This window comes from Algoriphagus locisalis (assembly GCF_900116615.1).
Classification (GTDB): Bacteria; Bacteroidota; Bacteroidia; order Cytophagales; family Cyclobacteriaceae; genus Algoriphagus; species Algoriphagus locisalis.
In genome coordinates this window covers 1-23,130 of the sequence record NZ_FPBF01000012.1, presented here as the reverse complement: position 1 = coordinate 23,130, position 23,130 = coordinate 1, and the positions used below count along the sequence as shown (strand labels likewise).

The window sequence follows — 23,130 nt, the reverse complement described above, 5'->3', positions numbered from 1 at the left end:
CCAAAATCTAAAAAAAAATGATACTATCCTATAAATCCCTGACTCGTTCGATGTTGGGATTATCCATACTTCTTATGTCTTGTGACAATGAGTTTCTGGGAAAACCGGAAAGCAATGACGTGACTGTAGAAGATATTTTCTCCGAAAGGGCAACTGCGGAATCTTTCCTCTGGGAGAGCTACCGAACCAGTATGCCGTTGGGATTTCCAATAGATTGGGGTCTACATAATGGTATGTATGCATCAATGGTGATGGCAGCCAGCGACGAAGGAGACGTGTATGACACCTGGCCATCTTCCAATGATCACAATACCGGTGTTTGGGGGCCTACAGGCAATCGGGAAGATGAATTTGGAACCCACTATAAAGGCATCCGTAATGCAAACATCTTTCTGGAAAACATAGATATGGTCGAAGACATTCCCCAAGCGGAAAAAGACCAAATGAAGGCTGAAGCCAAAGTCCTCAGAGGGCTACAGCACCATGAACTGATGAAGCGATATGGAGCAATACCTATTGTGGATCATGTATTGACTTCTACAGGAGAGATCATGCTTCCCCGTAATACCTATCAGGAAGTCGTCGATTTTATTGTGCAATCCTGCGATGAGGCAGCAGCCGTGTTACCGGATACTTACCCTACCAGTTTCACAGGTCGAATCACCAAAGGAGTTGCCTTGGCTCTGAAGGGAAGGGTATTACTTTATGCAGCCAGTCCATTGCACAATACCACTACTCCATACCTTCCTGAGAATCCAGAACTGACCGGTTACGGGAATTACGATGCAGGTAGATGGATGAGTGCTGCCAATGCCAACAAAGCTGTCCTTGACTGGGCTGCATCGGCAGGAGTAAGTCTGGTAAACTCTTCTGATGATCCTGCAGTGAATTATCAGACGGCAGTGGAATCTCAGGGAAACTCTGAAATGTTGCTTTACAACCAGTCAAATGGCTGGTGGGGTGCATGGAATCCTATGTTTCAACAATTCGTAATGCCCCGCGGCATTTATGGCGGATGGTATGGCCATGGGGTTACACTTCAGCAAGCCCAAAAGTATCATACGGTCGATGGAACAGATCAAGAATGGTCGGAAGAAGGGCCAAGAAGTGAGTTCCTGGAAAAAATGCAGGCCATGGAGCCAAGATTCCAATATTCGGTTTTCTATTCCGGTTCCAAGTGGAATGATGAAATCGGTGTACGTAATTTTTATAAGAACAGCAATGGGTCATGGTCTGATGGGGCTCCTGTAAACGGCGTGGGATACATGAAGAAGTTTCTGGGGAGAGCCAACTGGAATGGGGGTCAGTTCAACTGGATTATTTTCCGTCTTGCAGAGTTTTACCTTAACTATGCTGAAGCACTTAATGAAGCTTCTCCCTTAGATGCTGCTGCTTTCGATGCGCTAAATGCCATCAGGCAAAGAGGCGGCCTTGAACCAATTTCAGTCAATGATCCGAGATATAATACACAGGAAAAACTGCGGGAAGCGATCCGAAGGGAGAGAGCAGTGGAGCTGGCTTTTGAAGAGCATAGATTTTTTGATGTCAGAAGATGGAGGATTGCAGGAGAAGAAGGTGTGATGCAAGGAGAAATGTGGGGATTGAATATCTATCAACTCTCAGATGATGAGTATGTGTATAGAAAGGAGCCTTTTGAGTCCCGTGTATGGGATGACAGAATGTACCTGTATCCTCTTCCGCAATCAGAAATAGATAAAGGGTATCTGGTTCAAAACCCAGGTTGGTAAGTGTACTTCTGTTCCAGAAGACGATAAACAATACAAGAGTGCTGTATTTAAAATTGCTACAAATGATACTATTTATAAAATATATTAACAAGAAATCTCACCTGCTAAGACAGCTGCAATTCTGCGCCCTCGGGATTTTCTTTTCTTCTCAGGCAGCGCAGGCCCAGTCTCTGATTCCCAAAGTAGCCGAGCAACAGCCTTTGATGGTGGACAGTGTGAAAGCTGTTGGGAATTCCAACAATGAAATGCTAAATGTTGCTTATGGTAGTCAAACCAGAGAATCTGTTACAGGTGCTATCTCCACAGTTGGTGGAAATGAAATGAGTAAGACGTTTACTCCATCTCTTAGCAATACGCTGTTTGGCAGGCTGCCTGGGTTGACAGTGATGAGCGGATCAGGAGAACCGGGTTTTGACGAGCCCAGTATGCTGATTCGGGGTATGGGTACTTTCAATGGTGCCGACTACCTGGTAATGGTAGATGGATTCGAAGCTTCTTTTGATAATCTCTCAGTGGAGGAAATCGAAAGTGTCTCGGTACTTAAGGATGCCGCTGCAGTCGCCCTTTATGGAATACGCGGTGCAAACGGGGTGATTTTGGTTACTACCAAACGAGGACATGACGGAGAGACTAAAATCAGATTTACTGCAAGAACAGGCTTTCAAAAGCCCACACGTTTGCCTGAGTTTGTAAATGCCTACGATTATGGTGTGTTATATAATGAGGCGTTGGCAAATGATGGCCTCCCCGCACGCTATAGTCAAACAGATCTGGATAATTACCGTACAGGCAGTGATCCCTTTCTCTACCCTGACGTCAATTGGTACGATGAGGTGCTTCAGCAAAATGCACCGATGAGCGACCTTAACCTAACCTTCTCTGGTGGTGGAGAGACTACCCGATATTTTATTCTACTCGGATATCTTCAGGATCAGGGGTTATATGCTAACACAGATTCCAAGAGAAAGGAGAGTTCCAATGCGGATTTTCGCCGAGTGAATTTTCGCTCAAATATAGATGTGGCTATTTCCCCCAAAGTAAGTGCATCCCTGGATTTTGGAGGAAGGATAGAAAACAGATCGTATCCTAACTTCAGTGGTCCCGCACTTTGGGAAAACATGGCCAGATATCCTGCCAATGCATTTCCTGTTACTAATCCTGACGGATCTTGGGGAGGGAATTCCAGCTATCCTGATAATCCTGTTGCATCTGTGCTTGGAAGGGGATATACTTCTTCCCATGATCGCAACATCATGACAAACCTGAGGCTTTCGGAAAACCTAAGTGATCTGATTCCGGGATTGCGTTTTTCCCAGGCCATAGGTATTAACAACTGGCACCGGGGTAACTATAACAGAACAAGATCGCTGGCCTACTATCAGCTTGGAGCAGGCGATCCCGGTAGCGAACAACCTTATATCTATTATCAGAGAGGTCTTGACACCGGTTTCAGTGTAGATGAGGGGGGGAATGACCAATGGAACCGCGTCAATATTCAGGCGGCTTTTGATTACGAAAAACAGCTCGGTGATCATGGATTCACCGGGATGATCATGTATCATCAGGATGTGTTGAATGTCTCAGGTAATAATGTCCCTTACGCCAACCAAAGTCTGATGGGTAGGTTTACTTATAACTACCAGTCTAGATTTTATGCCGAACTGGGCATGGCTTACAGTGGTTCTGAGCGATTCCCTGAAGGGAATAGATTTGGATTCTTTCCTACTTTGTCAGGGGCCTGGGTATTGAGTAAAGAGGATTTTTTGGTAAACAGTAGTTCTGTGAATTTCCTGAAAGCACGTGCATCAGTGGGTTTGTCAGGTAATGATAACTTTGGCGGAAGTAGATTTGCCTATACACAGGATTTCTACTACTCTGGGGATTACCGCTTAGGATTGGAGAATGTTTCCAATGGGATCATCACTTACGGGCAACTAGGAAATCCGGACATCACCTGGGAAAAAGACCTCAAGTTCAATGTAGGTGTGGAGGCCAAACTTTATGATAAACTCGAAGTAGTAATGGATTTGTTTTTCAACAGAAGAACGGATGTACCGGTGAATATGGCGGATGTTTTCCCTGGCTATATCGGTGTGCTTCCCCCGTATGAAAATATAGGAAAGGTTAAAAACAGGGGTTTTGAACTTGATCTACGCTATACGGATCAGATCGGCTCATTCCAATATTTTGTAGGAGCCAGTGGGTTCTATGCCAAGAATAAGATTCTCGAAATGGGAGAAATGATGCGCCCTGAATCCTATATGTACAGAACAGGCCATTCAATTGGTCAGTCGTTTGGATGGGAAGCTGACGGGTTTTACTCACCGGAGGATTTTGATGCCAATGGTCAATTGAAGGATGGACTTCCAGTATCTTCATTCGGTCAGGTGCAGCCTGGTGATATCAGATATATCGATCAGAATGGTGATGGGGTGATAGATCAAAACGATGAAACAGCAATCGGTAAGACCTGGCAACCTGAATTCACCTATACGTTCAATCTCGGTGCTCAGTATAAGGGATTTGATTTGGAGCTTTTCTTTTATGGATTGACCAATCGCTCTGTCAACTTGAACGGAACTTACTTCTGGGGATTGCAGAATGATGCAAATCTAAGCGTCAATGCACTTAATAGATGGACACCTGAAAATCAGGAAAATGCCACCTTTCCCCGATTGACCACCATGCCAAACGAAAACAATTTTAGACCATCCACTTTCTGGATGAAATCCGGTAACGTGCTTCGGCTGCGAAATATAGAACTGGGTTATACTATCCCTTCCAATTGGACGCAGGAGATTAAAGTAGAAAATCTTCGGCTATTTGTGAATGCTGTGAATTTGTTCACTTGGGACAAAATGGAAATGGTGGATGCAGAAGCTTATGGCGGATACCCACCATTGAAGTCAGTGAATATGGGACTTAGTGTACAATTTTAACTGAAAAGCAAGATGAAAAAATATAGCTTATTATTTATCAGTATGATAGTCCTGTTTTCCTCCTGTGTGGATGAATTTTTGGACAGAAGGATGGATACCAATTATACCGAAGAACAGGTATTTTCCTCCTACACGACAATGAGGAACTTCGGAATCGGGATTTATGACAATCTTCCACATGGCTTCGACCGCTTTAGTGGAGGGATGCTGGCAGCTGCTACTGATGACGCAGCTCACGCAGGAGCCAATAATACAGTACAGAAACTGGGGAACGGCAACTGGGGAGCTTTTGGCAATCCAGATGATCAATGGTCAAGGATGTATTCAGGAATCCGGAAAGCAAACCTGTTTTTGGAAAATTCTGCGGATTATCGAGCCATCATTGTACAGGATACGGTGACAGAGCAGGGGAAACAGGCTTACCTTACCCAAAGCAACGATTTGATGTGGCTTAGGGCTGAGAGCCATTTTCTTCGCGCCTTTTTCTATTTTGAATTGCTGAAAAGATATGGAGGAGTTCCTATCATAACAGAGGTGCTGGATGCGGAAAGTAGCTTTGACTACACCCGCAGCAGTTTCGACGAGGTGGTGGCCTACATCGAATCTGAACTGGAGCTTGCTATGCCGGACCTACGTGAAACCTGGGTAGGATTCGACGGAGATAGATTGATCGGGCGAGCGACCAAAGGTGCAGCACTTTCCCTGAAATCCCGACTTCTGCTTTATGCCGCCAGCCCGCTGAACAATCCTTCGGGGGATGAGAGTAAATGGATCAAAGCAGCAGAAGCAGCGTACGAAGTGATTGCCCTGAACCAGTATAACTTAGTGGATAATTACCGCAACTTATTCAGATCAATCAATAACAGTGAGATAATCTTCGGCAGAAGCTATGCGGCATCCAACGGCTTGGAGAGAAACAACTTCCCGATTGGGTTTACAGGTGCAGTGGGTGGTACGAATCCCAGCCAGAATCTGGTGGATGCCTATGAGACGATTAATGGATTATCCATACTGGAAGATCCGGAGTATGATGCACAGAACCCTTATGTAAATCGTGACCCGAGGCTGCAGATGAGTATCATTGTCAATGATTCTGACTACAAAGGTAGAAAAGTGGAAAGCTTCGTAGGAGGAATCGATGGTTACGGGAATGCAAGAGCTACCAAGACAGGGTACTATTTAAAAAAATATGTGGATGAAGGATTGGATCTGCTCCAAAATAGATCAAGCGTTCATACCTGGATTTATTTCCGCTATGCTGAAATCCTATTGAATTACGCCGAAGCCATGAATGAGGCTTTTGGTCCGGATGCTACCGCAGAAGGATTGCCCATGACAGCTAGAGAGGTTGTGAACCAAGTGCGTCAGCGACCAGGCGTCAACATGCCTGATATTGCGGCTTCTTCAACCCAGGACTTCAGAGAGAGAATTAAGAATGAGCGCAGAGTCGAACTTGCCTTTGAAGAACATAGATTCTGGGACCTTCGTCGCTGGGAAGATGCTGAGGAAGTTTTGTCCGAGCCAATCAGGATTGCAGTGATTGAGAAAAATTCAGACGGAATGTTTTCGTATTCTTATCAAAACGCTGAGGAACGCGTTTTTCTACAAAAAATGAACCGTTACCCTATTCCAGCAGAGGAGATTAATAAAGCAGGAGGGACTCTTCAGCAGACTCCTCTTTGGTAAATCCCTTTTAGCATAAACATAGAAAAATTGTAATGAAACGTTTAGTAAGTTTTATAGTAATTATTGCCGGTGCACTTACCTGTGTACTGGGACAATCCACCTCAGAGAGTCATCAGGCTTTTCAGCCAGGAGAAGTCTGGACTGATACTGATGGTGTCCATATCAATGCCCACGGTGGGGGAATATTATTCCATGAGGGTAAATATTACTGGTTTGGTGAGCATAAAACCGGTGGTAGGACAGGAAACCGTGCCATGGTAGGGGTAAGCTGCTACTCTTCCACGGATCTACTCAACTGGAAAAGAGAAGGGGTAGCACTGGCAGTACATGAAGAAGGAAGTGGCTCGGACATAGAGAAAGGTAGTGTGATCGAGCGTCCGAAGGTAATCTACAATGAAAAGACTGGGAAGTTTGTCATGTGGTTTCATCTGGAACTGAAAGGCCAAGGGTACAATGCTGCCAGAACTGCCTTGGCTACCAGTGATCATCCTACAGGCCCTTATGAATTTCAGAAATCCCTTCGGCCAAATCCCGGAACCTGGCCTGTTAACTTTGAGAAGTCCTGGAAAAAGAAATCCATAACTGAAAAGGATTTGGAAGGCTGGTCTGAGGAATGGAAAAAGGAGGTAGCAGAGGGTCTTTTTATCAGACGTGATTTTCATACCGGTCAGATGGCAAGAGATATGACTTTGTATGTTGATGATGATGGGAAAGCCTATCACATTTACTCAGCCGAAGAAAACCTCACCTTACATATTGCAGAATTGACGGATGATTACCTAGGTTTTACAGGGAAATGGGCAGTTATTGAACCTGCAGGCCACAATGAAGCTCCTGCGATCTTTAAGCAGAATGATAAATATTACCTTATCACGTCAGGTTGTACGGGTTGGGATCCTAACGCTGCACGTTCTTTTGTTGCTGATGACTTGATGGGACCTTGGACATCTCTGGGAAATCCTGCCGTAGGAGAAGGGGCAGATCTCACATTTGATTCCCAGAGTACCTTTATTGTTCCTGTTCAGGGTAAAACCGATGCTTTTATTTTTATGGCAGACCGTTGGAGACCAGAGAATGCAATCGATGGGCGCTATGTGTGGCTTCCTATCCAGATGAAAGAAGGGCGACCAGTATTAGAATGGCAGGACAGTTGGGATCTCAGCTATTTTGATAAGTAAAAAATCCAATAATTAAACATCATTTAGGTAAGGTCTTTACAGGCCTTACCCTTCCACTTTATTAAATAAATCCAGCCTGCCTGAGGCAGAATTGCATGAAAGATACCCTCGCGACAGCGTATGAATGTGGCTCGCGCGAGGTTGTTTTTCAATAGCTCGTCCTGGCATAAAAAGATAAATTATAATTATATGAAGTATTCTATTTTCAGCTTCCTTATCCTTTCAATGACATTGGGGAGTTGTAAATCCATGAAAGAAAACGGTTCGAATGCAGCTGAGCTCGAAGGGTATAATCTAATATGGTCAGAGGAATTTGACAAGGAAGGTGTGCCTGATGAAAAGTTTTGGTCACATGAAGAAGGATTCCAGCGTAATAATGAAATGCAATGGTATCAATCTGCTAATGCAAGTGTCAGAGATGGTCTGCTGGTGATAGAAGGACGCAGGGAACATGTGAAGAACCCTACTTTTGAAAGCAATAGTAAGGATTGGAGAAAAAGCAGGGAATATGCAGAATATACCTCTTCCAGTATCAATACACGGGGTAAATTTGAATTTCAGTATGGCATAGTTGAAGTTAAGGCGAAGATCGATACTGCCAGTGGCATGTGGCCAGCCATCTGGACGCTGGGAGTTTCCAAACCCTGGCCTGCAAATGGTGAGATTGATATCATGGAATATTACATGGTGAAAGGACAATCGACTATTCTGGCGAATGCAGCTTGGGCACATGCGCAAAAACGTGCTGAATGGGATGAAGCAAAGATTCCCTTTGCTGATTTTCTGGCAAAAGATCCGGAATGGCCATCAAAATTCCATACTTGGAAAATGGACTGGACAGCTGAGTACATCAAAATCTACCTGGATGGAGAGCTGCTGAATGAAGTCGATCTCTCTCAAACCACAAACCCTGATGGATTCAACCCATTCCAGCAACCGCATTACTTGCTTTTGAACTTAGCGTTGGGTTCTAACGGTGGAAATCTTGAGAACACTAACTTTCCAAGGCACTATCAAGTTGATTACGTGAGGGTTTATCAAAAAATACAGTAGAATTGTTTATAAAGCCTCCTTATAAAATGGGAGGTTCTTCTTTTTGCCTAAACTAGGGGCTTTGGATTTGTACCAAAACATGATACTTCTCAGTGGTAATTTTTTACTGTTTTAGCAGGGTATTCTTTAGAAATTTCATGTAGAACCTAAAAAAGCTTAAAGACCTACGGTATATGATCCGTCAAAGTGTCCTCCGGCACGACTGATAATCTGCTCACCTTTCTGTTGAACAACCACTCTATGGGTTGTTCGGCCTCCAGTTAAGTCTTAATCCCGTGTCAGGTTACCTGGTATCGAAACATAGCGGTACTTCTTTCCTTTCCCATCACTTACGTGAAGCTCCCCTGCATTCTGGCTGCTTGCTAAATATGTCCGCAGGATATTCTTTTTACGCTCAGCCCTTTTCAAAATCCAAATCGGCAATCCTGAGATTTCTGACCTCAAAGCAGGGAAGTCTACAGCCGTAAAGCTTGGCTATCAGGACTCGGTAATTAAGAAGTTTGAGGGCTTTAAGGAATCTGTGTAATCCTCCTGGCTGGGCACGACCGGAAGCTTCTTAGTATGTTTTGTAGTTGGTAATTTGACCCGTTTATACTTCTTCCCTTGGATACGGTAGGCGAAGCGAGGGGCATAGACGGTGAACTTAAAGTAGGAATCCGAAAGAGGGGTAGTTGAGTGATCCTTATATTTTTTAGGCTAATAGCCTTCTAATAATCTTGGGAGGCGATAATTTGATAATTTCCTCAAATTCCCTTCGTTTGAGAAATTTTTTAGAATTTTATGGGGTCATATTGGTCATTTACTTCCTCTTTATTTTAGAAAGAAGAAGGAATTCAGATTTTCAATGAACAATAACCCAAAAAAACAGTCTGATTCCATTTTTATTCCAGTTAAGCATTTAGAAACAATCAAAGTTTTTGAAAAGAAATCTGATTGTGACATCTGGAATGCATTTAACAAGGGAGATGAAATGGCATTTAATTATTTGTACAGGACCTATGTACAAGAGCTCTATCAATTTGGTAGTCAATATTCCCGTGACCCCAGCTTAGTTAAAGATTGCATTCAAAATCTCTTTATTTATCTCAGAAAAAAAAGGGGGGAGTTGAGTGAGGTTACTAATATCAAGGGCTATTTGTTCCGTTCGATCCAGCGAGAGATCATAAAAAATGTCAAGGCAAATACCTCATTAAAAGGCGTTGAAGATGATTTTTTAGAAGGCCAATTTGAAATTGAGGTTTCTCCGGAAGTAAGCTTAATTCAGAATGAATCAGAAGTTGAGCGTAATAGACTGGTCAAAGATGGGATTGATCAATTAACCACAAAGCAACGAATGGCTATCCTCCTTTTCTATGAGGAAGAACTTAGCTACAAGGAAATAGCGGAAATTATGAATTTCAGTGAAGTGAAGACTGCCAGAAAATTAATTTATAGAGCCTTAGCTAGTCTCAAAGAATATATTAAAACAACGGGAGAATAAAGCTATGTCGAAATATAACAATTATAAAAAATACGAGGATTTTGATGTCGAGGACCTTCTCGCTGATGAGTTTTTTGTTCAGTGGGTAAAGTCACCTGATGAAAACAATTCTCATTTTTGGGAGAAATGGTTGAGTTCAAACCCTAATAAAAGAGGAATAGTGACTCAGGCCGCTAATTTCGCTAGGGCTATCCACTATAAAGAAAAACTTGAGTTTGGTAATGACTCCTATATTGAGATTTATGAGGCTATTTTAAATTCAGATTCGGAGATCCAGATAGCTAGCCCAAAGAGAACCTTGTGGAAATCTTTTTTTTCGCTTCGCAATATAGCTGCGGCGATCCTACTAAGTTTCTGTTCTTTTGTATTGTTCTCTGTTTTCAACAAGGATTTGCTCACTCCTAATTCTGAAATTGAGTGGGTGACAAGCGTTAACCCTGGAGGCAAGAAAACTATCATCGGTCTCTCTGATGGGACAAAAATTCATTTGAATTCTAATTCTGAGATTACATATCCGGAAGTTTTTGGTGATTCCATTCGTACCGTTTTTTTAAAAGGTGAAGCTTTTCTTGAAGTAGAGAAGGGAATTAGACCTTTCATAGTAGAACTAGCTAATTCAAAAATTGAGGTTTTAGGTACCAGTTTTAATGTGAATCAATCGATTGACAATCATGTAGAAATTGCCCTATTGGAAGGGAAAGTAAAAGTCAATGATAAGATCGGCAATCAGGTAATGCTAGCTCCGCAGGAGATGCTGGTGATGAAAAACAATGGAGAGTTTTTTAAGAGCTCTTTCGATTCCTTGGAAGTAATTGGTTGGAAGGATAATTACTTGATTTTCAATAACGATGATTTTAAAACCGTCGAATCCAAGCTGAGAAACTGGTTCGGAATTGATATAGAGGTGAAAGGTACTTTTAAAAATAGCTGGAAATATACCGGAAAATACTACGACGAGAGTCTAGAAAATGTGCTCAAAGGAATAGAACTCACATCTGATATTCGCTTTCGGATAGATGGTAAAAAAGTCGAAATATACAATTAACCCAAACCTAAAAAACATGTCATACTCTACGAATAGCCCCTAAAAAAAGGCAGAAGAAATTCTGGGGAGAATTCCTAACTGCCTAATTCCACTTGCCTGTAGTAGCGCTAACCATTTCAGGCAAAAATTCAAGCGAATCATCACTTAAACCATTACAATAGTATGAAAAAAAATATACGGGGACAACTCATCATGATATCCAAAAGATTACTATATGGGTTCATTTTCCAGTTAGTTTTTTGCACAGTACTACTTGCAAATACTGGCAATGCTCAGCGAAAAAATATCGAAAAAGTAAAGATAACTGTAAGTATGCAGAAGGCTGCCTTACGGGATGTCTTCTTGGAAATAGAAAGGCAATCTGGTTTTGAGTTTACTTACAACTCTTCCAATATAGATATCTCTTTAGAGGTACTTACAAAAAGTAATACACAGAGTGTATATAAAACACTGGAAGACATTGCTAAGCAAACGGGGTTACGTTTTGTTCAAGTCAACAATAATATCCATGTTAAGAATAACGCGAATGGTAATAATCAAAATGTGGCAATAAAAGAACCATATGCAATTTCTATCACTGGGCAAGTAAGGGATGCTACAGGGATGCCACTTCCTGGCGTGACCATACTTGTGGAAGGAACCACAAATGGGACTGTCACAGATATTGACGGCAAATATGAAATCAATGCCGAAGAAGGGAGTTCCTTGGTATTTTCTTTTATAGGATACGAGACAGTAAGAATGACAATTGGGGCTCAATCTGTTATTGATGTCACAATGGATGAAGATGCCCAGGCCCTTGAGGAAGTCGTGGTAGTGGGCTTTGGAGAGCGAAAGAAAAAGGATATTACCGGATCAATTGGTATAGTAGAATCAGAGGCAATTGAACGAGTTCCCTTTACCTCCCCGCAATTTGCCCTGCAGGGAAATACTCCCGGCGTACGGGTAGTAAATACGAGTGGTAATCCCTCCGATGCTCCTTCGGTTTTCATCCGTGGGATAGGTACTTGGAACGGCGCCTCTCAGCCACTTTATGTAGTAGATGGCCAAATCTTATCTACACCTACTGCCGGAAATACGGATTTAATTGGATCTATCAATCCGTTCTCCATGATCAACCCACAAGACATAGAAAGTATTTCGGTCTTGAAAGACGCTTCAGCATCGGCTATTTATGGAAGTAGGGCAGCAAATGGTGTAGTGTTGATTACCACAAAAAAAGGAAAAAAGGGTAAAAGTGTGGTTGAGTTTGATGCAGTTACTACAGTTCAGAATATTCCGCAATTCGATGTTTTGACCTCAGAGCAACTCATTCCTTTTTATAGAAAGATGTTTAGTGCAAACTCAAATCCAGACTTAACTCTGGAGAATAACCTTTATGGGAGAAATGAAAGCAATGTAAATAACCAAAGGAATGGTTTTCATCCGCAGTTGGATCCGATGAGCCAATTCTACATCGGTGAAAATCCAGGAGACTACAACTGGCAGCAAAAAATAAGACAAATCAATGCCTTGAACCAGCTTTACAATATGAGGATTTCCGGTGCTAATGACGATACTGATTATATGGTGGGGATTGGCTACAATAGCCAGGAAAGCGTGTTGAAGGGAAGTGATTTTGATCGATTTAACCTGACGTTTAACATTAATTCAAAGATTGGAAATTACATAAATGTTGGTATCACATATCGAGGGTCCTATCAGACCTCACAATCCACCAATGGTGGAAGTGATCTAACTGGTGCAGCAGCTTATTTGCCTTGGCAGCCTATTTATGATCCGAATGATGAATATGGCTATGCTAGACCTTCCGATCCCTATCCTGATGGAGACGATACCTGGAGTCCAGTGAGACTTTATGGAGCAGGAACCCGGAATAACTTTCCTGCCTTGTTGGAAATTGAACAAAAGGAATTTGAATTGCTCAGAAACCTTGCACAGGGCTATGTAGAAATTCTTCCATTTGAAGGATTAGTATTACGAGGTGGATTGAGTTTGGACTTGACCGACCAGACAAGAACAAACTTTGAACCTGTGGATGCTGAGTATTATCAAATTAATGGAAAAGATCCTAGTTCAATTGGAAATGGTGCTTCTTATGCGACTTTAGGCTATAGGATGAATAGGTTTTTTAATTTCCAAGGAGATTTCACCGCATCCTACCGAAAGGCTTTTGGTAAGCATAATGTTGATTTCCTAGTGGGGATTCAAGAGCAGTTTATCAAGCAGTTTAATAAGGATCTGGCTACCACAAATGTTGGGACAGACGATTTTTATAGGGCAAGCATTCCAAATGAGGTACAATATGTAAGTGGATTTGCGAGTAGGAACAATGAGCGGTTTTGGTATGGGTATGTGGGAAGAGCAGGCTACAATTACGACAGTAAATACTACTTGGATTTATCCTTTAGAAGAGATGGTAGCTCTGGTTTTCCAGATGATAAGGATTTGCGATGGGGTAATTTTTATGCAATATCCGGAGCCTGGAGAATCAGTTCAGAAGAATTTATGAGTAATGTAGCTTGGATCAATGATTTGAAGTTTAAAGCAGGCTGGGGACAAGCAGGTAATGATGAGGCTGTAGTAGGCAGGTTTGCTTATTTATCTACCGTCGTAGATCAAGGGTCTTATACTTTAGGAAAGGACCCATTCAATATTTATGGAAATTATAATACAGGTAGAACTGTGCCTGGCTTCCCAAACCGGAACTTTACCTGGGAAGTGGTAACAACTACAAATATTGGATTTGAAGGCTTGTTCTTAAACAATAAGGTAAATGCTACAGTAGAATATTTCAACAGGGAAACTGACGGAATTCTTCAATATGTAAACCTTCCGCCTTCTGTGGGGACTAATTCACCAGCATTTAATGTGGGATCTTTGAGAAATAGAGGCTTGGAGCTGGACCTGGGCTACACGCACCAGTTCAATCAACATTTTTCTGTGAATTTGACTGGGAATATTACTTTCCTAAACAATGAGGTATTGAGCTTATACGAAGGGCAGCCACTGGATACCCGATTTGGTAGAGTAGAAGAAGGGAGGTCAATTGGCCATATCTGGGGATATCAAGTAGGTGGTTTGTTTTTGAGTGAAGCGGAAATACAGGAGTACTATTCTAACCTTGAAGACAGAAATATCCCGGACGCTGATTATGTAGCTCCAGGTGATTTGTATTTCAGAGACATAGGTGGGCAAGGAACTGAAACAGAGCCCTACTATAGCACAACTCCTGACGGATTTATTGATGAATATGACCGCACCGAGATAGGAAACACTATTCCGGGACATGTCTATGGCATAAACTTGTCGGCGACCATCTGGAATTTCGATGTATCTGCCAATTTCTATGGAGAGGGTGATGTAGATAAATACAATGGAGTTAGAGCCTCGTTTGAGAGTGCAAGTGGTGCAGGATCAAATTACTGGCCGACTGTATTGGACGCATGGTCCCCGGAGAATCCAAATTCAGAAATTCCAAGGGCTGTAGCAGGAGATCCTGCCAGAAATAACCGGTATTCTGATCGTTTTGTGGATCAGGCTGGGTTCCTTAGATTAAATACATGGCAGGTGGGGTATTCCCTTCCTTCAAAATTATTGGAGAAATCTAATGTCATCAAAAGGTGTAGAATTTACTTCGGCGGACAAAATAACATTCTGCTTACAAACTGGCAGGGAATAGATCCGCTGAATGATACCTATCCATTGCCTAGAGGCTACAGTTTTGGTCTTAATGCACGCTTTTAATTCTAAGAATATGAAAAAATCAATAAAATATTATATGCTAAGTGCTCTATTGGCACTTTCAGTTTCTTCCTGTGATATTGATCGAATCGATGCTCAGCCTATTAGTGTGACAGAAAATGATTTCTTCACAAACAATGTGGAGTTTGAACTGACTGTAATCAGTGCGTACGCGACATTGACGGACTATTACTTTTTCCGTGGAAACAACTTTCTTCATGAAATCTATCACATGCGTGGTGACGATATCACGGAAGATAGGGGAAATAGAACTGCATTTGAGCTCTTTGCAGGACTTACGGCTTCTAATGACAAGGTCACCTATTACTATGAGCGTACCTATCGAATGATTCAACGATGCAATGTCATTATAGAAAAGTCTGAGACAATTGATACAAGTGGTTTTGAAGATCCAGATATGGTGCAGGTAAATAAAGGTGAAGCGCTTTTTCTGCGTGGTTTGGCCTATTTCAACTTGTATAACCTGTATGGCAAAGCTCCGTTGGTCACCGAGCGTATATCTGAACGAGACAAGGTGAATACACCACCTTCCGAAGGAACTCAATTATTAGATCAGGCAATTCTGGATTTCGAGGAAGCTGCTACTTTGCTTCCGGAATCCTGGCCTTCAGAAGACAATGGCAGAGCTACAAGAAATTCTGCGAATGGATTCCTGCTTAAATCTTTGGTTTTCAGAGGAGACTATACTGGGAATTCTGCTGATTACTCCAGAGCAATTCAACTATTCGGATCTATTTCCAGAAACCTTACAGATGCATACACTGATAACTTCTCCGCTTTTGAAGTAAATAATGAGGAATCTCTGTTTGAGTTTCAATCAGGACGTCCTCCCGGAGGCTTGAGTAATGCATATCTCCAAAATGACGGGGCATGGAGAGGTGTAGAATCCATGGCTGCTTACTGGGGATTCTTCGATACTGGGAATAACGTAAGCAACAATAATATTGGTGGACAAACCTGGAAAGTGACAGAGAAGCTGTTCAATATGTATGGTGATGATCCCAGAATCTCTTTTTTCATTGATGGCGATCGTTATTTCACCAAATATGGAAAAGCTCCTTTCGATGAACCGGCTACTTCCTTTATGCCTACTTCCCTTAACAACCCTAGGATTTTAAGGTATGCAGATTTGATCTTGCTTACTGCAGAGGCTATTGTAAAGTCTGGTGGATCAAATGCTGAGGCCATTGAATTGGTAAATCGGGTGAGAACACGCGCAAGAAATTGGGCAGAATCAATTGAATTCTCTACCGGACTTCCTGCAGATTATTCTACCTCGGAATCTGATCCTCAAAAAGTTCTGAAATGGATAATGGACGAGCGTTTCGTAGAGCTTTGCGGTGAGGAAAATATGCGTTTCAATGATCTCAAAAGATGGGATGCCAGAGGTGATATTAGCCTTCAGAACTGGGGAGGTGGAATAGAACATTTTAGTACAGACCTATCAGCGACTATGCAATTTGAATATCCAAAGCACATGTTGCTTCCTATCCCGCAGACTGAAATGGACCGGAATTCGTCTTTTACTAACAACAATCCTGGATACTAAATAAATAGAGGTTTATTATTTCTTTAAAGCTGTCTCTGCTTGGAGACAGCTTTTTTCTTAAATGTTATGTTAACTCATAATCTTCGAATCCCAGTGTCTATTTATAAAGATATGACCCAAAGTAAAATGAAGAATAGGATTTATATAAAAACGCTTTGCCTCTTCTTATCAACCTTTATGGTTGTTGAAGAAGCTACTTACTCGCAAGAGGTTGAAACCAACTGGTATCCTTTAGTTAATTCGGTCGATGAGCACCATATTCCTTCCGTCGTTGGAATGAAAGATTGGCTTGATAAACCTGCTGGGAAGCACGGTTTCCTAAAGATGAGAGGTTCTGATTTTGAATTTGAAGATGGTACCCCTGTAAAGTTTTGGGGAGTGAATATATCTTCGGAAAGAATATTTTCTGATGCTGAAATAGCTGATCAGTACGTTTCTTACCTCACAAAATACGGAGTAAACGCAGTTAGATTTCACAAATTTACCTGGTATGCTTCTAAGGGGGATTCCTCTACTGTGATCAGGCAAGATCTCTATGGAAAAATGGATTATTTCTTAGCTGCGCTCAAAGAGAACGGAATTTATTATGGATGGTCACATATCTATGGGCATAAGTTGGGCCCTGCAGATAAAAACCGTGTGTTGGCATATGAGGAAATAGTGAACACAAAATTCCCATGGTCTCATCTCAACGGTACCTCGGCAAGTCTTGTCAATTTTGCCCCTGATTTGCAGGCATTGAATATTGAATTGACTGTGAACATGTTGAATCATGTCAATCCTAACACGGGGCTTAGATATGCGGAAGACCCAGCTTTGACTTTTATTGAGCTTCAGAATGAGGATAACATTTATTGGGGAGCGATGGAAGAGACATTAAATCAAACACCCAGCTATCGTAAATTACTTTGCCGGCAGTTTTCAGATTGGTTGTTAATAAAATACAAATCAACAGAACAACTTAAAGAGAGTTGGGGAGTTGAGAACCTGCCCTCACATGAGTCCTTGGAAGAAGGGACTGTTTACCCAGTTCCAAATCATTCAAAATTTGACGCAATTTATTTTGAAGCTGAAAATAGTGGAAAGGAGTTACCTCAACATTACCTGGACAAAGCAGAGTTTCTTTACACCAAGCAGATGGATTTTTACAATCGGTTTGTAGAAGCTATTCGAAACACAGGATATAAAGGCACCATAGTAGGATCATGCTGGCAGGCAGGTAGCGGACTGACACATTTCTATAATTTATATGCTGACTACAAAACAGGATTCATTGATCGCCACAATTATTTTGGAGGAGGGGTAGGAGGGCATAGAATGCAGGTAGGAGAATATAAATCCGAGTCCATGATGACAAAACCTGGATCGGGCTTATTAAGTACAGGGTTTCAGCAGGTTTTAGATCGACCTTTTGCCTTTTCAGAATGGATGAGCCTGATTCCGAACGAATTTACGATAGAGGCCTCTCCTTTGATTGCTGTGTATGGCATGGGTTTACAGGGTTGGGATGCCTCGTATTCATTTGGCTCTGATCATCCTTATTTTACACCAACAATACATTCTCCCGGAGGAGGTGTATATAACACTGATGTTCCATCCCAAATTGGACTTTATCCGGCGTTAGCCAGAATGATTTATAGAGGAGATATTAAAGAAAGCCCGGTCATTCATACTAGAAACGTTAGTTTAATGCAGTTAGCGTCTGGTGACTTAGGTTTTTCCGAACAGGTTATCCAAGAGCATGATGTCAAATCTTTTAAAAGTGATCTTCCGCTTGAATCTTTAGCATATGGGAGAGTAGTGGTAGATTTCACTGAAAAGCCTGAAACAACCATTCCTTTTGATACTGAAAAAATAGAAGGGAAAGAAATTGTCTCAGCGACTGGAGAATTGACTTGGCACACTTCTGAGAAGGGTTTCTTTAAAGTCAATACTTCTGCGACAGTTGGATTAGTGGGATTTTTAGAGAAGGATGTAACGTATGAATACGATATACTCGACATAGAAACTGATACCCCATATGCTGTGATTTTTCTAACTAGTCTGGATAGAAAGCTAGGAATAGAAGAGTCGAAATCTATCTTGATTACCACCCTGGCCCGAAGCCGGAATACCGGTATGAAATACGGTACTGAAAAAAGTGAGTTAATCGAAGTAGGAACGTCTCCTATACTTTTAGAACCAGTAGAGCTGACTCTGAACTTTAAGTCAGCGCGCAATGCAACAATCCACATCTTAGACCACACAGGTATAAGGACTGGAGAAACTTTAGAAATGAACCACGGATATGCAAAGCTGTCGGGAATGGTTCATCAAACTTTTTATTATGAGTTAGTTTGGGAGCATGAAAATTAGCTGGGTTCAATAGTTCAGTTATTTTTTTCCGAGCCTAAATATCTATGAATTAAATACTTAACTACTTGAAATTCAGGATAAAAAATTATTTCAGATAAAAAACACATTCTATTCTATGAAGACCAGTAAAATCTTTACAATACTAAGCTTGATTGTATTTAGTAATACATACACATTATTAAGCGCGCAAGAATTTCAAACCTTGACTTATTATGAAGACGATTCCCTTAAGCTGGAACTCGATTTATTCCTTCCCGAATCTGAGACTAATGCTGCAATACCCCTGGTGATTTATGTTCATGGAGGTGGTTTTTCAACTGGAAATAGAACTGGCGGTCATGATTTGGGGAGATTTCTAAAGGAGCAAAATGTAGCAGTTGCATCCATTTCTTATACGCTTTACATGAAGGATAAGAATTTTAGTTGTGATGGGCAGCTTCCCGAAAAGATAAAAGCTATCCAGCTGGCTGCAAATCAGATTTGGCTGAGCACAGAATTCTTCCTTAATAATCATGATAAGTTTACTATTGATAGGGAAAAGATTTTTGTGGCAGGAAGTAGTGCCGGTGCTGAAGCTGCCTTACATGCTGCTTTTTGGGATAGGGAAATGATGAACCTATACGAAAATAGCTTGCCTGAAAAATTCAAATACGCTGGTGTTATATCTGGTGCAGGAGCTATTATGGACTTAAATCTAATCACAGCAGGATCCTTGGTTCCGGTGATGATGTTTCATGGGGATTCAGATCCAACTGTTCCGTATGCGACTGCGGCACATCACTATTGCCCCACCAATGCCAGTGGTTGGTTGATGCTTTTTGGCTCTAAATCTATCTATGACCATATTCTTAGTTTGGACGGAGCTGCATCTCTACTAACCTATGTCGGGGGTACTCATAGCGTGGCGGGGGCTCACTTTTATCGTAATCAAAAGCCTGTCTATGATTTTATTAAGCAAGTGATTGCCGGGGATGTTTTCCAAAACCAACAGGTTAAATTTTGATAGTATGAACCGGGATTAGATATTTTTTTCCCACTAGTGAATTTATAATGCATCATAAAAATTGAACTCATGATAATTACCCGTAAGGAATTTTTTGATAAAAATTTTACTAAAAAAATAGGTCTATGGCTAGAGTTAGATTCTATTCTAATATTCTGATAAAAAGATAGGACAATTTTCAGTTATCTATTTAATACAATAACACCTTGTTTTTCACTTCAACAGACTCACTTTAAACTACAGTTAAACGTAATTCAAAATGGCGAAAAAATATCTCTCAATTCTTATCCTCTTCTTGATACCATTTGTGGTTCAATCTCAAACCAATGAGGATGCCCCCTGGATTTCCTATCCTTCAGCGAATGTGACAGACTATGGAGTGTATCACTTCAGAAAAGCATTTGACCTAAAGGAAATTCCTACCAATCTGAATATCCATGTTTCTGCTGATAACAGATATAACCTTTTTGTGAATGGACATCGTGTCTCCTACGGGCCTGCAAAGGGAGATTTGGAAACGTATAAATATGATATAGTTGATATAGCACCGTACCTTGTCCAAGGTGAGAATGTGATTGCAGCTTTGGTATATAATGGCGGCAAAGATAGGCCGTTGGCGTTTATATCTGTTCAAACGGCTTTTATGTTGGATGTCGAGAATACAGAATATGCTTTTTTGAGGACTGATACTAACTGGAAAGTCTTTAAAAATCCGGCTTATTCAGTTATTTCCTATGATGAAATGCTTTTTAGTGATCAATGGTTTTATGGCTTTTACGCTTGTGGTGGCGGGGATCATTTGGATGGGAATCAATACCCTTGGGGCTGGGAAGAGATTCAATTTGACGAAAGTGGCTGGTTAAATGCTGAAAGACTCCATTTTGAAGGAAGTGCTCCCTGGAATCTGGTACCCAGAAATATTCCATTTATGGCTGACCATATTGTTTATCCTGCTAGAATTAGAGAGAATACGGGCTTCACTGAAATAGTTGGAGCTTGGAATGGATCCAGTAAAATAACTATTCCTGCAAACCTAACAGCATCGATCCTGATAGATTTTGACCTATTGACGATGGGATACCCTGAATTAACTGTTTCGGGTGGTGAAAACAGTTCCATTAAAATTAAATATGCAGAAGCATTATACGAAGGGGTCAACTTGAAAGCGCATCGAGATTCAGTTTCAGGAAAAACCATGTTTGGGGTTTGGGATATCTTTGAAACGGATGGAAATGGATCAAGAACCTTTAGACCCTTGTGGAAACGTGCTTTTCGGTACGTTAAATTGGAAATTGAAACCAAGGAGGAACCATTGGATATCTTATCTTTTTTAAATGAATATTCTGGATATCCTTATCCTGAAATGGCAACTTTTGTAAGTAATGATCAAACTCTCAATGAGATATTTACTAATAGCCAACGCACCTTTCAAATGTGCTCTGCTGAGACGTACTATGATACTCCATATTATGAACAATTGAATTATGGTGGGGATAATAGGCCAATTGCAAGTATTTCTACTTATAATTCATTGGATGATAGGCTTTTGAGGGAAATGCTGCGATTGTATGCTCAATCTGAGAACACCGAAACTAGTCTTTTCAAATCAGCATATCCTTCTACATTTGATTTTGACCAAGGAAGTTGGTCGATGGCTTGGATACAGACCTTACTTGATTACTACTTAATTCGAGGGGATGATGATTTCATTATTCCGTTTGTCGAAAATATTGAAAAGATTTTAAGTTTCTACGACAGACATTTAGATGAAAAAACAGGTTTAATTGGAGTGGTGAATAACCAAAATTTTATTGACTGGAGCATTGGTAAGGGTAGTCTTCCCAGATCAAACGAACAAAAGGAAATGATCCAATCCACTATGTTGACCTTATATTTTGCTCATACCTTGGATTGTACAGTTAGACTTTTCAATGAAATTGGATTAGAAGAGAAGTCAAAACGTTGGGCTTTACTTTCAGAAGGAATTAAATCATCTGTTCTCAAAGCTAGTTGGGATGAGCAAAAACAACTATTCACGGACTATCCTGGCGGAGATATTTTTTCTCAGCAAACCAATATTCTTGCGATTCTTTGCGATGTCGTGCCTGAAAATCAGCAAAAAGAATTGTTGAATAGAATTTTGAGCTATGACGGATTTGATGAAATGGCCAGTTCCTATTTTTCTTTTTTCTTGTTTAAAGCCATGCAGAAAACCGATCAGGAAGATTTGTTTTTGGAAAATCTGGATTTTTGGTACGATTTCCTGGCAAGAGGACTAACTACAACCGGGGAAACAGGCTTTGCTACTCATGATAGATCAGACAGTCATGCTTGGAGTGCGCATCCAGCCTATTATATGCTCAACTCAGTTTGTGGAATCAAACCAGCTGAAGTCGGTTTTAAATCAGTGGTGATTTCTCCTCATTTGGGATCTTTAACCTCGGTGAAAGCTACTATGCCTCATACTGAAGGGCTTATTTCCGTTACGTATGAAATTTCCGGGAATGAATTAAATGCAAGCATAGAATTGCCAAAAAACTTAAATGGTACTTGGGAATACAATGGTGAGGTAATTGCGCTTAAAGGAGGCTTAAACAAAATCAAGCAATCAATTTAGATCTATCAGGTTGTATATTGTAGAAACCCACAATTTGATGCCCAGAAGAAAATAACTTGTAATGCCATTTTGTAATTTGACACAAGCAGGGTCACATGATGCCCCACAGCGATCAGCAATGCTCTACTCGTTATTCGCCATCCCGATATTCGGGACAGGTCGTGCAAAATCGAAGAAGTAAACCCACAGCAATGGCTCAAGCACGTATTCTACAATATTATGGATACAAACATCCAGAAAATACACGAACTACTGCCGATAAATTACAAACTGTCACTAGTAAAAACATTAGAGTAAGTCAGGACGCGGTTGCTCGGGGGGATAGAGATCATTTGATTCTGAACGCCAAAGAATACTATTCCTTTACGGTTGAAAGGGAGCTCTAGGCAGGGAAATCGCTTTTAGATTTTAAGGATTTTAGCTCTATACCCGTCATCCAGTGCAGCCAGGTGTCTTTTGGAGGGCTTACTATTTTTGGTTGATTTCTCCTGATCGATCAGTGTAAGCGCCATTTTGGCGATTATATTGAAGTTGAGTGCTGAGTGGTCTTTCTTCTTTAGTGAGGCATCTTCTCTGAAGATCACGTCCAGACTCCAATGGAGGTTGTTTTCCACCGCCCAGTGACTCCTTACCGCATCATGGATCAGCTTTGCATCCGCTTTCAGGGAAGTTATATAGTACCTGGTCTCGGTAGTTCCCTTTCCAGTCTGTT

At 41.2% G+C, this 23,130-nt stretch carries 15 protein-coding genes; 13 read left to right on the top strand and 2 right to left on the bottom strand.

Features of this window, described 5'->3' with window-relative positions:
* The first annotated feature begins 17 nt into the window (after positions 1 to 17).
* The 5 genes from BM386_RS22605 to BM386_RS22585 all read left to right on the top strand — a co-directional run bounded on the left by BM386_RS22605 (position 18) and on the right by BM386_RS22585 (position 8,604).
* Positions 18 to 1,748, top strand: a complete 1,731-nt coding sequence (locus BM386_RS22605) for a RagB/SusD family nutrient uptake outer membrane protein (RefSeq protein WP_091698324.1) — start codon at positions 18 to 20, stop codon at positions 1,746 to 1,748.
* A gap of 62 nt (positions 1,749 to 1,810) precedes the next feature.
* Positions 1,811 to 4,687 (top strand): SusC/RagA family TonB-linked outer membrane protein, encoded by a 2,877-nt coding sequence (locus BM386_RS22600; protein ID WP_091698323.1) that lies wholly within the window; start codon positions 1,811 to 1,813, stop codon positions 4,685 to 4,687.
* A gap of 12 nt (positions 4,688 to 4,699) precedes the next feature.
* Entirely contained in the window at positions 4,700 to 6,373 is a 1,674-nt protein-coding gene (locus BM386_RS22595; protein ID WP_091698321.1) for a RagB/SusD family nutrient uptake outer membrane protein, read from the top strand.
* 32 nt (positions 6,374 to 6,405) lie between these two features.
* Positions 6,406 to 7,551 carry a glycoside hydrolase family 43 protein gene (locus BM386_RS22590; protein WP_091698320.1) on the top strand — a complete coding sequence of 382 codons (1,146 nt, stop codon included), beginning with the start codon at positions 6,406 to 6,408 and terminating at the stop codon, positions 7,549 to 7,551.
* 189 nt (positions 7,552 to 7,740) lie between these two features.
* Positions 7,741 to 8,604 (top strand): glycoside hydrolase family 16 protein, encoded by an 864-nt coding sequence (locus BM386_RS22585; RefSeq protein ID WP_091698318.1) that lies wholly within the window; start codon positions 7,741 to 7,743, stop codon positions 8,602 to 8,604.
* A 267-nt stretch (positions 8,605 to 8,871) separates the two neighbouring features.
* Here BM386_RS22585 and BM386_RS23755 read toward each other — a convergent pair whose 3' ends face one another.
* Complete coding sequence (locus tag BM386_RS23755; protein WP_170857161.1) at positions 8,872 to 9,048, bottom strand: hypothetical protein; 177 nt, start codon at positions 9,046 to 9,048, stop codon at positions 8,872 to 8,874.
* A 400-nt stretch (positions 9,049 to 9,448) separates the two neighbouring features.
* Here BM386_RS23755 and BM386_RS22580 point away from each other — a divergent pair, with 400 nt between their 5' ends.
* The 8 genes from BM386_RS22580 to BM386_RS24190 all read left to right on the top strand — a co-directional run bounded on the left by BM386_RS22580 (position 9,449) and on the right by BM386_RS24190 (position 22,715).
* Positions 9,449 to 10,084, top strand: coding sequence for an RNA polymerase sigma factor (locus BM386_RS22580; protein ID WP_091698317.1), 636 nt, complete (start codon positions 9,449 to 9,451; stop codon positions 10,082 to 10,084).
* A gap of 4 nt (positions 10,085 to 10,088) precedes the next feature.
* Positions 10,089 to 11,129: a FecR family protein gene (locus BM386_RS22575; protein ID WP_091698315.1), complete on the top strand. Its 1,041-nt coding sequence runs from the start codon at positions 10,089 to 10,091 to the stop codon at positions 11,127 to 11,129.
* Between the two features lie 162 nt (positions 11,130 to 11,291).
* A complete protein-coding gene (locus BM386_RS22570; RefSeq protein WP_091698314.1) occupies positions 11,292 to 14,876 on the top strand; it encodes a SusC/RagA family TonB-linked outer membrane protein in 3,585 nt (1,194 codons plus the stop codon).
* A gap of 10 nt (positions 14,877 to 14,886) precedes the next feature.
* Positions 14,887 to 16,443, top strand: a complete 1,557-nt coding sequence (locus BM386_RS22565) for a RagB/SusD family nutrient uptake outer membrane protein (RefSeq protein ID WP_170857160.1) — start codon at positions 14,887 to 14,889, stop codon at positions 16,441 to 16,443.
* A gap of 126 nt (positions 16,444 to 16,569) precedes the next feature.
* A complete protein-coding gene (locus tag BM386_RS22560; RefSeq protein ID WP_139235973.1) occupies positions 16,570 to 18,798 on the top strand; it encodes a hypothetical protein in 2,229 nt (742 codons plus the stop codon).
* 115 nt (positions 18,799 to 18,913) lie between these two features.
* Complete coding sequence (locus tag BM386_RS22555; protein ID WP_091698308.1) at positions 18,914 to 19,801, top strand: alpha/beta hydrolase fold domain-containing protein; 888 nt, start codon at positions 18,914 to 18,916, stop codon at positions 19,799 to 19,801.
* Positions 19,802 to 20,060: 259 nt separating this feature from the next.
* A complete protein-coding gene (locus BM386_RS22550; protein ID WP_091698307.1) occupies positions 20,061 to 22,418 on the top strand; it encodes a family 78 glycoside hydrolase catalytic domain in 2,358 nt (785 codons plus the stop codon).
* A 111-nt stretch (positions 22,419 to 22,529) separates the two neighbouring features.
* Positions 22,530 to 22,715, top strand: coding sequence for a transposase domain-containing protein (locus tag BM386_RS24190; RefSeq protein ID WP_091698433.1), 186 nt, complete (start codon positions 22,530 to 22,532; stop codon positions 22,713 to 22,715).
* Between the two features lie 104 nt (positions 22,716 to 22,819).
* Here the strand turns inward: BM386_RS24190 and BM386_RS22540 are convergent.
* A partial coding sequence (locus tag BM386_RS22540) for an ISAs1 family transposase (RefSeq protein ID WP_139235972.1) occupies positions 22,820 to 23,130 on the bottom strand: 311 nt, incomplete at its 5' end.